Below are 15794 nucleotides of genomic sequence, written 5' to 3'. Positions count from 1 at the left end.
ACGATCGACTCGACGCCGTCGCGCAGATTCGACCAGAACTCGGTCAGGTCCCCGGCGCCGGGGAAGCGCCCCGCCATCCCGACGATCGCGACACCACCGCCTGCTGCCATCACTGCGCGCCCCGGAGGTTGTCGATGAGGACACCAAGCGTGCGCACGGTGGGGCCCTCGTAGACGATGGTCAGCGGTACGGCCACGGCCAGCTCCTGACGCAGTCGGTGGACGACCTGGAGGCCGAGCAGTGAACTGCCGCCCAGTTCGAAGAAGTTGTCCTGCACGCCGACGCTCTCCACGCCGAGCAGCTCCTGCCAGATCTCCGCGACCTGGTGTTCAGTCTCGCCTTTCGGTGCGACGAAGGGGTTGCGCAGGTTGGGGCGCTCGTGCCGCTGGGCCGGGGTAGGCGCATCGGCGACCGGATCGGACCACAGTTCCTGACGTAGCATCAGATTGCCGGTGGAGATGACGATCTGCGCCTGGGGTGCGGCGTCGAGCAGACTGTCGACCACCAGGCGGCCCTCGACTGGGGTAAGCGCCAACTCACGTACCGCGGCCCCGAGTTCCGAGTCGGCCCGGTCCTCGTTCGAGAAGTACCAGGCCTCCCAGTTGACGCTGGTCCAGGGCAGGGCGGCGCTGTGGTGCCGCTGGGCGAAGGTGTCGAGCGCGGCGTTCGCGGCGGCGTACGCACCGAAGCCGAGGCCGCCGAGCAGCGAGGCGATCGAGGAGCAGATGACAGCGAAGTCCAACTGCTGGTCGGCCAGCACCTCGTGCAGCACCTGGGTGCCGTAGAGCTTGGGGGCGAAGTGCCAGGAAGCCTCCTCCGGGCCCAGCACCGCGACTTCCCGGTGGGCCGCCGTGCCGGTCGTACCGGCGCAGTGCAGCACGCCGTCGACCGGGCCGAACTCCCGCAGGACGCGCTCCTTCAGCGCGAGCATGGCCGCGAGGTCGGAGACGTCGGTGGCGGTCACCAGGACATCGGAGCCGAGCGCCTCGATCTCCTGGACGGCACGGATCGTCGACCGCACGGCCTCCGGGTGCTGCGGATCGGTCCAGCTCTCCCGGGGCGGCAGACCCGTCCGCCCGAGCAGCACCAGGCGCACCTTGGCCCGGTCGGCGAGGGCGCGGGCTATCAGCAGGCCGATCTTCCCCAGGCCACCGGTGATCAGGTACACCCCGTCTGTCCGGACCGGCGAGTCACCGCGTGAGGGCGGCGGGCTGGTCACGTACGTGGGCGCCCAGCGGTGTCGTCCGCGCAGCGCTAGCGTGCGTTCGCCGGGCGGGGCGGCGAGGTCGGCCAGCAGCTGGTCGACCAGCCCGGGCACGGCTTGCTGGCTTTCGACGCGAAGGTCGAACTGGACACAGCTGAGTGAGGGGTACTCCTGCGGCAGCACCTTGCACAGGCCCTGGACGGTGGCCTTGGGCGGGCAGAGCGGCTCGTCCCCGAGGACGGCGTAGACCTCGGTGGACAGCACGTCCCAGCGCTGCTGCTGCGTCATCAGCTCGGCCTCGGTGGCCTGAACCCAGTGGACCAGACTGTCGAAGGAGCGGTGCAGCAGGGCCCGCACGTCCTCGGGTGCCGTCGCCCGGTCGGCGTCGTCACCGATGCTCCAACAGTGCACCACTCGGCCGGGCAGCGTCCCCTCGGCGCGCAGCGCTTCGGCGAGTCGGTGGAAGTGGTCCGGCTGGGCGGGGTCGAGGACGTACTCGTGCTCGCTCTTGCGGTGCCACTCGGCTCCCTGGACGACCGTGCGCACGGTGGCGCCGAGACCTTCGAGCCGGTCGGCGAGCCGGCGGCCGACACCGGTCTCGTCCGCGAAGACGAGCCAGCGCTGAGCGGCCAGGTCCGCCTCGGCGGGCCGAGGTGCGGCGGCGAGCCGCTGCCAGGACGGTGAGTAGAACCACTGCGGCAGTGCGCCGCGCCGCTGCTGGGCCGAGCCGCCGCAGGGCTGGGCGGTGCCGGGCTCGAGCCAGTAGGTGCGCCGTTCGAAGGGGTAACTGGGGAGCGGCACTCGCCTGACGTCAGACGAGACCGGGAAGGGGTGCGCCCGTCCGGCGAGCCAGAGGCGTCCGGCGGCCCGCAGGAGTGCGGCGCGGTTGCTCTGCCCGAGGAAAGCCCCGGGCAGTGACGAGACGACGACCCGGTCGGTGCCGGCGGCGGCGGGGTGCTGGAGGGCCCCGGGGGTCAGGGTCGGCGCGGGGCCGATCTCGACGATCGCGATGTCCGGGACGGACCACAGGGTGCCCAGGCCGTCCGCGAACCGGACACTCTCCCGGACGTGCCGGGCCCAGTACTCGGGGCTGGTGGCCTCGTGGTCGGTGATCCAGGTGCCGGTCAGGTTGGAGACGAACGGTACTGCCGGAGCGTTGAGTCGGACCGAACAGACCAGTTCGGCGTAGCGCTCGACGACCGGGTCCATCATCGGGGAGTGGAAGGCGAAGCGGGTGGTCAGACGGCGGGCGGCGATGTCGGCGGCCAGCAGTTCGCGGGCCACCCGGTCGATGCCCTCGACGGTGCCGGAGAGCACGCAGGTCTGCGGGCCGTTGATCGCGGCGAGGCAGACGTCCGCGTCGGTGTAACGGGCGACGGCCTCCTCGGAGAGCGGCACGGCGAGCATCGCGCCCTCACCCTGCTCCTCGATCAGCCGTGCGCGCTCCGCGACCAGGCGCAGGGCGTCCGGCAGCGAGAAGACCCCGGCCACGCAGGCCGCGACATACTCGCCGAGGCTGTGGCCGATCATCACCTCGGGCTCGACTCCCCAGGCGGCCCAAAGTTCGACCAGTGCGTACTCGAGGGCAAACACCGAGGGGTAACCGAGGCGCGGCTGGTCGAGCGGGTGCTCGCTGCGCTTCGGCTGGAGCAGCAGTCGGCGGAAGTCGAAGGGCTGCCCGGGGGTGGCGGCCGCGGACTCGTCGACGGTGAGGATGAGGTCGCGGATGTCCGTGCCGAGCAGCGGCTCCAGCAGCCCCGCGCACTCGTCCAGTGCAGCCCTGAACACGGCCTCCTGGGCGTAGAGTTCGCGTGCCATGCCGGGGAACTGGGTGCCGAAACCGGTGAACATGAAGGCCACCGGCCGGTATGCGGCCTCGGGCGCGGTCGCGGTGAGCACGCGGCCGTCATCGCGGGCGTCGAGTGCCTCCAGTGCATCCTCGGTGCTCCCGCAGACCAGCATCCGCCGGTACGGGAACGCCCGGCGGCCCTGCTGGAGGGTGAACGCGACGTCGGCCAGGGGAAGTTCGGGGTGCGTCCGGAGGTGGTCGTGCAGCTGATCGGTGGCCGCCTCCAAGGCCTCCGGGCTCTTGGCGGAGAGCACCAGCAAATGCTCGGCGCCGTCAGCTGGCTCGGCCCTGTGCGGCAGTTCCGGGGCCTGCTCAAGGATGACGTGGGCGTTGGTGCCGCCAAGTCCGAAAGAGCTGACTCCGGCGCGGCGCGGGCCGCCGCCCTCGGGCCACGGCAGCAGCTCGGTGTTGATGTAGAACGGGCTGCCGGCCAGGTCGATCCGGGAGTTGGGCCGCTCGAAGTGCAGGGTGGGTGGCAGCTGACCGTGCTCCACAGCCAGCACGGTCTTGATCAGTCCGGCGACTCCGGCGGCGGAGTCGAGGTGTCCGATGTTGGTCTTGGCCGATCCGAGAGCGCAGCTTCGCTCCCTCACACCGGAGTAGGCCGAGGCGAGTGCGGAGAACTCGATCGGATCGCCGAGGATGGTGGCCGTCCCGTGCAGCTCGACGTAGCCGATGCTCTCCGCCGGTACATCCGCGTTCGCCAGTGCGGTGGAGATCGCGCCGGCCTGGGTGGCGGCGCTGGGCGCGCTGAACCCGGCTCGGCGGGAGCCGTCGTTGTTCAGTGCGGAGCCCTTGATGACCGCGTGGATGTGGTCGTTGTCGGTGATCGCGTCCTTGAGGCGCTTGAGCACGACCATCCCGACGCCGTCGCCGCCCACTGTCCCCTGGGCGCGGGCGTCGAAGGTGCGGCAGTAGCCGTCCGGCGAGAAGATGCCGTCCGGGCGGTAGACGTAACCCTTGCTCCGTGTCCCGTCGACGGCGACACCACCGGCCAGCGCGGTGTCGCACTGGTAAGCCAGCAGCGCCTGGCACGCCTCGACCACGGCGACCAGCGAAGTGGAGCAGGCGGACTGGATGTTGAGGGCGGGGCCCTCCAGGCCGAGCTTGTAGGAGACCCGGCTGGCGAGGAAGTCCGGCCGGTTGCCGATCACCGTCTGCTTGTCGCCGAGGATCTGCGCGGCTCCGGGCTGGGAGGAGATGTTGAAGAGCAGATACGTGTTGTTGCCCGCGCCCGCGTAGACGCCGACCGGGCCGTCGTGGCGTTCGGCGTCGTGTCCGGAGCTCTCCAGGGCGGCCCAGGCGCATTCGAGCAGCACCCGGTGCTGCGGGTCCATGAGTTCGGCCTCGCGCGGGGAGTAGCCGAAGAAGGCGGCGTCGAACTTGTCGTTGTCCGCCAGCACGTAGCCCGCGCCGACGAAGTTCGGGTCGGCGAGGGTGGCGGCGTCCACGCCTCGGGCGGCGAGCTCCTCGTCCTCGAAGCGGGTGACGGAGCAGACGCCCGCCTTCAGGTTGCTCCAGTACTCCTCGACCGTGTGGGCGCCGGGGAAGCGGCCGGCCATGCCGACGATGGCGATGTCCAGACTGTCCTCGAACTCGGAGAAGTCATCGGCCGGTTCGGAGTTCAGCTTGGCATCCAGGGTGGGGTCGAGCTCGGGAGAGTACTCACTCATGGTGACCTCGCTTCGCTTGCAGCTGCTGTTGGCGGCGCTTCAACAGGGCGTTCTGTTGCGCCCCCCTGCTGCGGGTGGTGGCGGGTGCCGCTCCCTGCTTCTGCTGCGAGAGCAGCTCGGCCTGGGCCCGGACGGTGGTGTGTTGGAATAGGTCGAGCAGTTCGATCTCCCGGCCGGTCGCGGCCCGGAGCCGGTGGTGAAGTTCGACCAGGAGCAGGGAGTGCCCGCCGAGGTCGAAGAAGTTCTGATGGGTGCCGACCGCGTCGACGCGGAAGACCTCCTGCCACACCCTCGCCACCAGACGCTCCAGCTCGTTCCTCGGTGGCAGCGGTGCGGCGGTGTCGGCAGGCTCGGTCGGTCGGGGCAGCTTGCTGCGGTCGACCTTGCCGTGCCCGGAGAGCGGCAGCTGATCCAGTGTCACCATCGCCTGCGGGATCATGTGCGGGGAGAGCCGCGCCCGCAGGTGGCGTTCCAGCCCGGCAGAGCTGAACTCGGTGCTGCGCGGCTCGATGTAGGCGACCATCCGCCGGTCACCAGGGGTGTCCTCGCGGACGATGGCGATGGCGTGGCGCACCTCGGGGTGGCTCTTCAGCGCGGCCTCGATCTCGCCCAGGGCGACCCGGAAACCGCGTACCTTGATCTGGTCGTCGCGCCGCCCGAGGAAGGCGATCGTCCCGTCGGCCAGGCGGCGGACGATGTCGCCGGTGCGGTAGAGGCGGGCGCCGGGCAGGCCGCTGAGGGTGTCGGGGACGAAGGCCGCAGCGGTGAGGTCGTCCCGGCGATGGTAGCCACGGGCGAGGTTGTCACCGCCGATCAGCAGCTCTCCGGCGACGCCGACGGGCGTGGGGCGACCTTCGCTGTCCACGACGTGGGCCTGGGTGCCCGGAAGCGGAATGCCGATCGGCGCGGTCTCCCACTCGGCGTCCGGGTGGTCGGCCACGGTGAGGGTCAGCACGCCGACGGTGGTCTCGGTCGGGCCGTAGTGGTTGAAGACCCGGCAGTGCGGTACGAGGCGTTGGAGTGCGCGCAGCCAGCGCCAGTCGGAGGCCTCGCCGCCGACGACGAGCAGGCGGCGCGGCAGGAGTTCGGCGAAGCGCGGGGAGGCCTGGAGGGCCCGAAGGTGGGAGGGCGCGATCTTCAGGCAGTCGACCCCCCAGGTCTGCACCCAGTCGGCCAACTTCCCGGCGTCCAGAGCGCTTTCGCGGGAGATCAGCTGCACCTCGCCGCCCGTGCACAGCGGCGGGGCGAAGGCCGTGACGCTCGAGTCCACGGTCAGCGGCTGCACCATCGCGAAGCTGAGCGGCCCGTCGATGCCGAGCCGCTGGATGACGGCGCGAGTGTAGCTGACGAGCTGCCGGTGCTCGATCACCACACCCTTGGGCTTTCCGGTGGAGCCGGAGGTGTAGAGCAGGTACGCGGCATCGGCGCAGGCTGACCGCCCAATGGGCGGGTTCTCCATCGGACGGTCAGCCAGCACGCCCATGTTGGCGTCGAGTTGGATCACCTGGTGCCCGGTGTCGAGGGGAGCCGTCGCCACCACGATCTGCACAGCCGCGTCGCTGAGGATGCCGTCTCGCCGCTCGACCGGGTCGCCCGGATCCACCGGTACGTACGCGCCACCGGCCTTGAGGATGCCGAGCACGGCCACGATCAGCTGCACGTTGCGATCGGCGCAGAGGCCCACGGTCGCCTCGGGGCCGACCCCGAGTTCGCGCAGCAGGTGGGCCAACTGATTTGCTCGTGAATTGAGTTCGCGATAGCTGAGCAGGGCGTCCTCCGCGCGCACCGCTATCGCGTCGGGGGTGCGGGCGGCCTGCGCCTCGAAGAGCTGGTGGAAGGCTTGGTCACCCAGCTCGCTCACGACACTGTTCAGCGCGGTGACGGTGCCCTCTTCCTCAGCGGTGAGCAGGGGGAGTTCGGCCACTGGCTGGTCCGGATCGGCCGTCGCGCCTTCGAGCAGTCGGAGCAGGTGGTCCACTGCGCGGCGGGCGGTGGCAGGATCGAGGACATCGGTCGCGAACACCAGGCTGCCGGTCAGTTCGCCGTCGAGGTGGGAGAGTTGCAGATCCAGGTCACATGACGTGGTCTCGGGGGCGACCCGCGGTGCCGATCGGCAGGAGAAGCCCGGCCAGAGTTGCACGGACGTGGCGGTACGGGCCTGCTCGGCCTCCGCCAGCCTGGTGCCCGCCAGCTGGACCAGCTCCCGGAAGCTCCCGCCGACCTCGGCTCCGACCAGGGTGGTTACCTCGGCGCCGTTGGACACCCCGACCGCAAGCTCGGACTGCCCGCTGTACCGGTGCAGCAGCACCAGGTAGAGGGCGAAGGCCGTCGCCGGGAGCCCCACGCCACAGGCCTCACCCAGCTGCCGCAGCGCGGCCGTCGCAGTGGTGGGCACCACGAAGGGCACCGAGCCGGCGCGGAGATCCCGCTGGGCCGGATGTGCCCGGTCCAGCGGGATCTCCGGCGCGCCGGGCAGCTGGGCGAGTTGCCTGCCACCTTCCGAGTCGGTCGCAGGCGTTGCGGAGTGCGGGAGTGTCATGAGGTTGCCTTGAGAAGGTCGGGGCGAGGACGAACGTCACCTGTCCTGCCGGAGGTGGCCACGGCTTGTACCGCCATCTACTGCAGGCGGGCCGGCGGGAGCCGGAGGTGCTACTGCGGTGAGGAGTGCTGCTCGGTGCAGGAAACCTGGAACAGCCGGCCCATCAACGTCTCGGCAACCTCGCGGTTCCTCTCCCCGCCTGGAAGCGGGCGACAGCCGGCAGGCCGATGTCAGGCGAACCGTCCCGACCACCCATTCAAGTTCAGTGGTCGGAGACGGCTTGCCCGCCAGCCCACGTCAAGCACGTTCTCACCTTCGTGGTTGACGTGGGACTCGCTAAGCGGCGCGTCGCACCCGCTGAGACTTCAGAAAGCCGCCCCCTCTTGGGATTCGGGATCGAAGACAGCGGTCGGCCCGAACATTCGAGAATGCTTCGCCGCGGCGAGGGCCAGCGTGCCGCTCTCGTCTCGAGCGCTCGCGACGTCGGCCAGCTGGTTGACTATTGCAGGCGTCGCCAGCTCCTGATTGCGCAGCTCAGGGGAGCGGGACATCAGGACCATTGCCGTGGTGTTGTAGCCCGAATCAAGCCAAGAGTCCCAGATCATGTCCCGATCTTGCTCCTGGCCCGCAAAGAGCTCCTCCCGGCGAGCGTGCGGGCGCGCGGGGGTCGGGCCTTGACTGCGGGAGTCCGTGCGCAACTGAACCCGGCGGCCGGCGATATAAGCGACGCCGACGCCCTTGCGTATGGCGAAGTTCAGGGCCTGTGCCGCTGTGTCAACTATCGGTTCGCCCTTGTCGTTCAGAGACGTGTTGCACAGCATCGGAATCCCGGTGCTCAGCCGAAACGCCTCTATCGCCTGGTGGAGCAGGGGGTTAGTCTCGGAGGTCAACGTCTGACGCCGAGCTGAACTGTCGAGATGAAGAATTGCTGGAACCAGATCGCGCTTGTCGTCACGAACGTACGCTGTCTCGAGCATGTAGGGCGAAGGCCAGGGATCCTCGAACCACTCGCCGCTGTGCTCTTCCAGAACGATCGGAGCAACGGGACGCCACCACTGCCGACTCTTCCACTCGTTCAGCAGGTCCTTCGATCGGGGCGAACGAGGATCGGCGAGGATACTTCGGTGGCCCAATGCCCTCGGGCCGATCTCGGCTGCCCCCTCTGCCCACACCAGCGGTCCGCGGGATATGTCCTCGACGAATTGGGCGTCCTTGAAGTCCTGGACGTCCTCGATGAAATCGTCGAAGTGCTGCAACGCGATCTCGACATCGGTCAGCTGGGAGCCGTAGTAGGGGCTCCTGAGCCGGAAATCACCGTCAGGAAGTTGGCCTGTACCGAGGAAGCCGAGTAGGCCGAGCCCAAGAGCTTGACCAGTGTCGTTGGCGGACGGAGGAATGAGAAGGCCCTTGAAGCCGTAGCGGCGCAAGAGGAAGGAGTTGGTCGGGCAATTGAGGGCAAAGCCCCCGCTCAGGGAAAGGTATGCCTCATGTGGCTCCACCGCTCCCGAGCTGAGTAGCCGATCGATGTTTCGTACCATGACGAGCTCGCAAGCCGTCTGAACGACCTTCATGACAGCAGATTGAAGGTGTTCCTGCGCGGTGAAGCGGCTGTCCAGTTCCAGCGACGGCAGTTGGGATTCAGCCGCACGTATTACGGCTTGAACAAACGGAAGGGTGTCAATCAGTGGTACTCGCCGGCCTCCGAACAGCTGCAGCTTCTGAACTGCCGCCTCGGTGTCGAAGGCGATCTCGGTGGGGCACGCTGACGCCAGAGCCATCAGGGTACCGGGCTCTTTGGAGAATTCGGCCGATGCGGCGTCATAGATGGGAGCCGGTGACTCGACGGGAGCGAAGTCGACGTGGCCCTTATTGGACACGCAGCCTGCATACCAGTACTTCTTGCCCGACTGGTCGAGGCCAAAGTCGGGCCGACCGTCCAGCGCCAGTCCGACGATAGTCTCACTCCGAAATACTTCGGAGTCGAGAAGCAGACCGCTGTAGAGGTGGGCAAGACTGTGAACCGGAAAGTCTTCGCTGCCGGCCGGCAACCGAATTTCTGAGTGATGCGGCAGGCCGGGCGTACCCCATGACGAACTCACGTCCTCCAAGGACAGCCCCTCGGTCGCGAGCAACTCGGCCAGCACTTGGTTGTAGCGGTCTACGGTGAAGAGCGGCCAGTAGTGGTGCTTCTGCCCGCTGATACGCTCGAGCTCCCATACCCTGACCAGTTCGACTCGCGAGTCGCAGCTGCGCCACAGCGCAATGTTCTGGTCATGGCGCGGTGCTATGACGGACAAACTGTCGGGCGGAGAAATATAGCTCGACAGGAAGTACTTCGCATCTGGGCGAGCGGTCACGATTTCCCCTTTTGGCGGTTAGGCAGTGGCTGCTGAGCTTGAATTCGTGATGTCGGTGTCGAACTGGATCCACTTGAGGCGGGTTCGGACGGTCAGGTGCGGCGACAGGTCGTCCCCCCAGGTCCTGGCGCGCGGCGGTCTCATGGTCTGCCCGCCTTCGTCCTCGAGGACCAGCCAGGCCCCCGAGCCGCCGCGGCGCCTCTACCGGGGCCGGACCTTCCTTCCTCCACGGCTCGACCGCCTGGTCGTGGCGTTCGACGGCCCGGCTCCGGCCAGGACCAGCTATGGCGCTCGAGCAGTTCGGGCGAGAGGACCTCGCTCCAGCTCGGGTTCCAGCCTGGCTATTTGCCTCTCGCTGAGCCTCGGGCGGCCGGGTGAGCCCGTTGGAGAGGACCCCAGCTTCATCTTGCTCACGCCACTGCCGGTGCCATCGCTCCGCGACCCATTGCCGGTCTCGGCCGCCGCTGAACCTGAACGCAGCCGCGCCACACACCCGGGCTCCACCACCCCGGTTAACGCACTCCGCAATCCCCGCTTGATCCGCTGCTGCCATCACGCGCCTGGGCAACGGGCGCCAACGATTGCGGTATCCAAATACGTCGGCTCAAGGCCGTGCGGCGAAATCACTTCGGAGCGCCCGCTTGATACCAATGTGAGCCTGATTGTGTCGTCGGTGATCGGGGTCACATCGCAGCGAATCCGCTCTGAGTCTTCCGCTCTTCGACGAGGTGAATCAGTTCACCGACGTTACCTACGGTGAACATGTCGACAACGTCCAGAGTGACATCAAATCTACTCTGTATCGAGACCATCAGTCGGAGCAGTGACACGGAGGTAGCTCCGAGGTCGTCAAAGGTATTGTCAAGTGAGACTTCAAGGGGAGCGAATACCTCAGAAATCGCTGACATCAAGTCGTCTGATTGTTCGTTCGACATTCCGTGTTCCCGAATCCCTTCGTGTGTTCGTAGCTCTTGTTTACGCTGGATGGGGGGCGTCAAGACCCTGGCCTACCCTCGTGGCCCGTCTGTGGATCCAGGCTCATACAAGTCAGCGGCGTGCCGGCGGAACTCGGAATAGTTCTTGCGGGCCACGGCTCTGGATCGATGAGCGTTGGCGTGCCCAATGAGTTCGGTCGGCGGTGGCGCTCAGGCCAGTGCTTCGAACAAGTCCCCCATGAGGGCGCGCGAGACGAAGCCGTTGGGCCCGCATGGCAGGTCGCCGACGACAGTGGTGCGATGGACGATTCGCTCCTCCTGGAACATGAGACCGTCCACCGGCCCGGCGTGGGCCACAGAGCGGTTGTCCCACATGACGAGAGTGTCCTGCTCCCAGCGGACCCGGGCATGAATCTCGTCGCGCCCGGCGAGTTCGTCGAGGAGGAAATCCAGCAGGGCGGTGCTTTCGCGAGGCTTGAGACCGCGAATCGCCTGCAGGAAAACGGCGCTGACGAGCAGACTCCGCACCCCGGTCTCAGGGTGGACCCTCACCAGAGGGTGGAGAGCGACGAAGGGGCCTGATGCCTTGCCGTCGAAGCGGGGCGACGGCGACGGATCGTGCCGAGAGTGTATGGCCTGCAACGTGTCGAGGTATCCCCGAAGGGAAGACGACAGACCGGTGTAGAGCGCTTCCAGATTGGCGAAGAGAGTGTCGCCGCCTGTCGGAGGAATCTCCACGCCGCGCAGGATGGTGATGGCGTTGGGATTGGCCACGAATGTGCTGTCGACATGCCACTCGGTGCGGAGGCGCCTCGGCGCGGTCCCTCTCAGGGGATTGCCGAGGCCGGCCTCCGACTCGACCAGCCCGGGTCGATCCTCCGACAGTGCAGTTCGCAACACGGCAGGGGCGTCGGGCAGACCGTTTGTAATGGGATGGGCGGCGGTGGCGCCGCCGAAGGCGTCAGTGAGTGCGACCTGGCGCGCGTCGTCCATTGGCTGATTACGGAAAACGAGGACTTTGTGTCGAAGCAGGGCCTCGCGCAGACGGGCGACAACGGCCGGCTGCAGATCGGCAGCGAGATCGACGCCTTCCACCTCCGCGCCGGTGATCGGCGTGAGAGGCCGAAAGCTGATTTCTAACACCAATACCCCCAGTGCTGTGGCTCTGCGATGAATCGTCGCGCACTTTACCCTAGGTTTCGCGCGGGCATACAGTCTCCCGAGCAGGACAAATTGTGTAAGGGGGCGCTACGTGGGTTGATGTCCGTTTCGTCATTGGGGTCGGGTGAGGAGTGCTGCTCATGGTCTCGGAGCCGGGTTGCAGACCGGGTAAGCTAGATGATCGACTAGTCTTGACGAGCCGCCGGACCGTCCATATATCATCAACTCGATCGTATGCTGATGCACTGGCATCGTGACTCCGGCGTAAATTCGGGTCAGTCGGTTCATCCGCCGGGAACCTTTGTGGGGGAAGCGCAGAATGCCGGTCGTCAACCACCAGGCCATAATCAAAGCACCGCCCAAGTACCGCCTGGCCTGCGTCAACTGCAGCTGGGAGTCCGATCCGGAATTCAGGCTTCGATGTCCCCGATGTTCGGGTGCACTCGATCCCAAGCTGAACCTGGAGAATGCCACCAAGCGTGACAGTGACCAGCCCGAACTGACCTACCTGGACTTCCTCCCGGTCGAGTCGCGGCACTTAGTCGACGCCGACGTCAGCGTGCGGACCCCCTGTCGTCCGGCCCCGCACCTCGGAGCGGCCATCGGGCTTCCCCGCCTCTGGGTGAAGGACGAGTCCCAGCAGCCCACGGGAACCACCAAGGACCGGCTGGCATCCGTGGTCCTGGCAGTGTTCCGGCAGTTCGGGATCAAGGAGTTCGTCGCCTCCAGCACCGGAAACAGCTCGACCGCCCTGGCCCGCGCCGTGCAGCACGACCACTCGATGCGGGCACACTTCTTCTGCGGCCGTGACTTCACCGGCGACCACGACATCGAGACCAACGACCGGGTGTCCCTGACCGTCGTGGACGGCAACTATGCGCAGGCCACCCAGGTGGCCCAGGAGTTCGCAGCCCAGCACGGACTGGTCTGGGAGGGCGGCTTCTTCAACTGGGCCCGCCGCGAGGGCTTGAAGCTCACCTACCTGGAAGCCTTCGACGCGATGGACGCCGAGCCCGACATCGTCGTCCAGGCCATCAGCAGCGGTATGGGGATGATGGCCGTGCGCAAGGGCGTGGCGGAGTACCTCGCCTGCGGTCGACTCAGCTGCTCGCCCCGCTTCCTGATGGTGCAGCAGGACACCTGTGCGCCCATGGCCGAGGCCTGGCGGGAGGGTCGCTCCGAGCTGACAGAGGACGACGTCCTCCAGCACCCCACCGGTCTGGCTCGGGCCATCCTGCTCGGCGACGGCCGGGCCACCTACCCCTACATGCGGGACATCGCCGCCGCGAGCGGCGGCAGCATCGTCTCGGTGAGCCAGGACGAGCTGGTCCAGGCCCGCACGACGCTCCGTGAGTTGGAGGGGCTGGACGTCTGCCACTCCTCGGCCGCGACCATTGCCGCGCTGCGCAACGAGGCCGCAGCCCAGCGGATCATCCCGGACCAGGTGGTGCTGGTCAACCTGACGGGCCGTGAGCGGTTCACCGTCGCCGGCGCCGGGCAGACCCTCGCCGGTGCTGCCACCGTCAGCTGAGCTTCCCCCGAGTCGGACGCCGCCGCTCCCACCGGAGTGATGCGCCCGCCCCACCTTCGCAAGGATTCCGTTGATACTCAGTCACCTCTCCCCGCAGCAGGCCGAGCGCCACGGCGAGTTCCGCGCCTTCGCCGACCGTGCCCTGGTCCCGCAGGCGGATCGCTTCGATCGCGAGCAGGCGATCTCCCGGGAGGTCATCGCCGACCTGGCCGGGCAGGGCTACCTCGGTGCGCTCATTCCCAAGGAGTTCGGCGGCCTCGGCATGGGCTGGATCGAGTACGGGCTGCTCACCGAGGAGTTCGGCCGGGGCTGCCAGTCGATCCGCAACTTCGTGGCCGTGGACGATATGGTCGCTCACTCGGTCTTCAAGTGGGGCACTGAGGAGCAGAAGGAGCAGTGGCTGCCCCGGATCACCTCCGGCCGGACTCTGGCCGCCTTCGCCCTGACCGAACCAGACGTCGGCAGCGACGCCGCCGCCGTCGAGACCACGGCGACGGCTGACGGCGCCGAGATCGTCCTTCGCGGCACCAAGAAGTGGATCAGCTTCGCCCAGATCGCGGACCTCTTCCTGGTCTTCGCCGAGCTCGAGGGGCAGCACACCGCCTTCCTGGTGGAGCGGGACACTCCGGGCCTGTCGGTGGAGCCGATCGACGGCCTGCTCGGCCTGCGCGGCTCGATGCTCGGCCGGATCACCTTCGACGACTGCCGGCTCCCGGCCACGAACCTGGTCGGTCGTCCCGGCCTCGGTCTCACCTTCGTCGCCTCCGGTGCGCTCGACCTCGGCCGCTACAGCACCGCCTGGGGCTCGGTCGGTCTGGCCCAGGCCTGCCTGGAGGCCTCGACGGAGTACGCCGGCCGCCGCGCCCAGTACGGCACCGAGATCCGTAACCACCAGCTGGTCCAGCACCTGCTGGCCGACATGCTCACCGACACCATCACGGCCCGGCTGCTCTGCCACCACGCCGGGGTGAGCAAGGAGCAGGGTGAGACGGAGGGCGTCAATCACACCCTGCTGGCGAAGTACCGGGCCTCGACCATCGCCGTCAAGACAGCCGCCGACGCGGTGCAGATCCACGGCGCCCAGGGCATCGGCGCGGAGGCGTCCGTACAGCGTCACCACCGGGACGCCAAGGTGATGGAGATCATCGAGGGCACCACGCAGATCCAGCAGACCATGCTCGGCCAGTTCGCCGTCCGGGCGGCCCGGCTGTGAGCGATCTCCGGACGGGAGCGGTGACCTACGGTCAGCTGTCGGTCCTGCGCTCGCTGGAGACGCACGGACCCGACCACCGGTCGGTTGCCAACCTGCTCAGCGTCTGGGAGGTGCCGTTCGGCGTCGGGACGGCCCAGGTGATGGACGCCTGGCTCCAGTTGGTGGCGGCGCACGAGTCGCTGCGGACCACCTATGACCTGAGCGGCCCTACACCGACCCAGACGGTCCACCCGTACCGCCCGTCCAAGGTGGCGGCGGTGGAGTTGGCCGAGGACAGCTTCGCGGCGGCCCATCGGCTGGCCGCCGAGTCGGCAGCCGAGCCGATCGATATCGAGGCCGAGCTGCCGTGGCGTGCCTTCGTCACGACCCACCAGGGTGATGCGCTCCAGCTGGTCACCGTGATCCATCATGTGGCGGCCGACAACGGTGCGTTGCGGGTGCTGGAGGAGCAGCTCGGCCGGCTCCTGGACGGCGGGACGCTCGGGCCGGTGGTGCAGCCGCTGGAGATGACGCAGGCGCAGCAGGAGGAGTCGTGTTCGCGGAGCGTCCGGCACTGGACCGAGGCCTGGGGCCAACTCGCCCCGGCGGACCGGGACCCGGGTGACGGCAGTGAGCGTCGCCGGGCGTCGCTCTACAGTCTGGAGGGTCTGGCCGCCGCGCAGGAGCTCTCCGAACAGTTGAAGATCTCGGTCCAGTCGGTGGTGCTCGGCGTCGGCGCGCTCGCGCTGGCCCGGCTCAAGCGGACCGAACAGGTGACCTTCGCGCTGATGGCCGCCAATCGGCTCACCGCTCGGTGGGTGCCGCTGGTCAGCTCGCTCAACCAGTTCGCCCCGGTGACCATCACCATCGACGAGGAGGCCAACCCGCTGGAGTACCTGCGGGCCGGCTACCTCCAGTGCATGACGGCGTACATGAACGGCTGCTACGACGTCGACGCGCTGAGGGCGAGCCTTCAGCAAGCGGGTCAGCAGGAGACGGACCCGACCGCCTTCGCCAAGCACTTCAACTTCCTTGGCGACGTGGACGCCGAGCCCGACGCCGGATCGACCCTGCACACCGGGATCCAGTGGCGCCCGTCCACCCAGCGATCCGGGCCGAACTTCCATCTCGCGGTGGCCACCGGGAAGGGGATTCTTATCGGCGTGGGCGCGAGCCGCGACTATCTCGAAGGGAATCTCCCGGCCGTCCTCGCGGCCTCGATCGAGGCCGGTCTGATCAATATCTCCAAGGGCTCCGAGAGTTCCCTGGGTGAGGTGTCGCTGGACAATCCGTGGAGGGTTTTCTGAGAGCTTGCAGAATGCGGGGGGGAAATTCCTTCCCCCCCGCAAGTCG

At 67.9% G+C, this 15794-nt stretch carries 9 protein-coding genes; 3 read left to right on the top strand and 6 right to left on the bottom strand.

Annotated features, from left to right (window positions below):
- From ABZS64_RS34585 to ABZS64_RS34560, 6 genes are all read right to left on the bottom strand, one after another.
- The coding region (locus ABZS64_RS34585) for a beta-ketoacyl synthase N-terminal-like domain-containing protein (RefSeq protein ID WP_355838232.1) at positions 1 to 110 on the bottom strand (110 nt) is incomplete at its 3' end.
- Positions 110 to 4726, bottom strand: a complete 4617-nt coding sequence (locus ABZS64_RS34580) for an SDR family oxidoreductase (protein WP_355838228.1) — start codon at positions 4724 to 4726, stop codon at positions 110 to 112. The genes ABZS64_RS34585 and ABZS64_RS34580, both read right to left, overlap by 1 nt.
- Positions 4719 to 7265: an amino acid adenylation domain-containing protein gene (locus tag ABZS64_RS34575; protein WP_355838226.1), complete on the bottom strand. Its 2547-nt coding sequence runs from the start codon at positions 7263 to 7265 to the stop codon at positions 4719 to 4721. Before ABZS64_RS34575 ends, ABZS64_RS34580 begins: the two co-directional genes overlap by 8 nt.
- A gap of 365 nt (positions 7266 to 7630) precedes the next feature.
- The gene (locus tag ABZS64_RS34570) at positions 7631 to 9622 is read right to left on the bottom strand and encodes a carbamoyltransferase C-terminal domain-containing protein (RefSeq protein ID WP_355838224.1); all 1992 of its coding nucleotides are present in this window, start codon (positions 9620 to 9622) and stop codon (positions 7631 to 7633) included.
- 683 nt (positions 9623 to 10305) lie between these two features.
- Positions 10306 to 10530 carry an acyl carrier protein gene (locus tag ABZS64_RS34565; protein WP_355838230.1) on the bottom strand — a complete coding sequence of 75 codons (225 nt, stop codon included), beginning with the start codon at positions 10528 to 10530 and terminating at the stop codon, positions 10306 to 10308.
- Between the two features lie 237 nt (positions 10531 to 10767).
- Positions 10768 to 11700 (bottom strand): TauD/TfdA family dioxygenase, encoded by a 933-nt coding sequence (locus tag ABZS64_RS34560; RefSeq protein ID WP_355838222.1) that lies wholly within the window; start codon positions 11698 to 11700, stop codon positions 10768 to 10770.
- Positions 11701 to 12037: 337 nt separating this feature from the next.
- Here ABZS64_RS34560 and ABZS64_RS34555 point away from each other — a divergent pair, with 337 nt between their 5' ends.
- From ABZS64_RS34555 to ABZS64_RS34545, 3 genes are all read left to right on the top strand, one after another.
- Complete coding sequence (locus tag ABZS64_RS34555; protein WP_355838220.1) at positions 12038 to 13249, top strand: pyridoxal-phosphate dependent enzyme; 1212 nt, start codon at positions 12038 to 12040, stop codon at positions 13247 to 13249.
- Positions 13250 to 13319: 70 nt separating this feature from the next.
- Entirely contained in the window at positions 13320 to 14462 is a 1143-nt protein-coding gene (locus ABZS64_RS34550; protein WP_355838218.1) for an acyl-CoA dehydrogenase family protein, read from the top strand.
- 20 nt (positions 14463 to 14482) lie between these two features.
- Positions 14483 to 15748, top strand: a complete 1266-nt coding sequence (locus tag ABZS64_RS34545) for a condensation domain-containing protein (protein WP_355838216.1) — start codon at positions 14483 to 14485, stop codon at positions 15746 to 15748.
- Positions 15749 to 15794 lie beyond the last annotated feature (46 nt).

Source organism: Streptomyces sp. NPDC005408, from assembly GCF_040606445.1.
Taxonomy (GTDB): domain Bacteria; phylum Actinomycetota; class Actinomycetes; order Streptomycetales; family Streptomycetaceae; genus Streptomyces.
The sequence above is the reverse complement of the archived record's forward strand: the minus strand, read 5'-3'. Positions and strand labels throughout refer to the sequence as shown.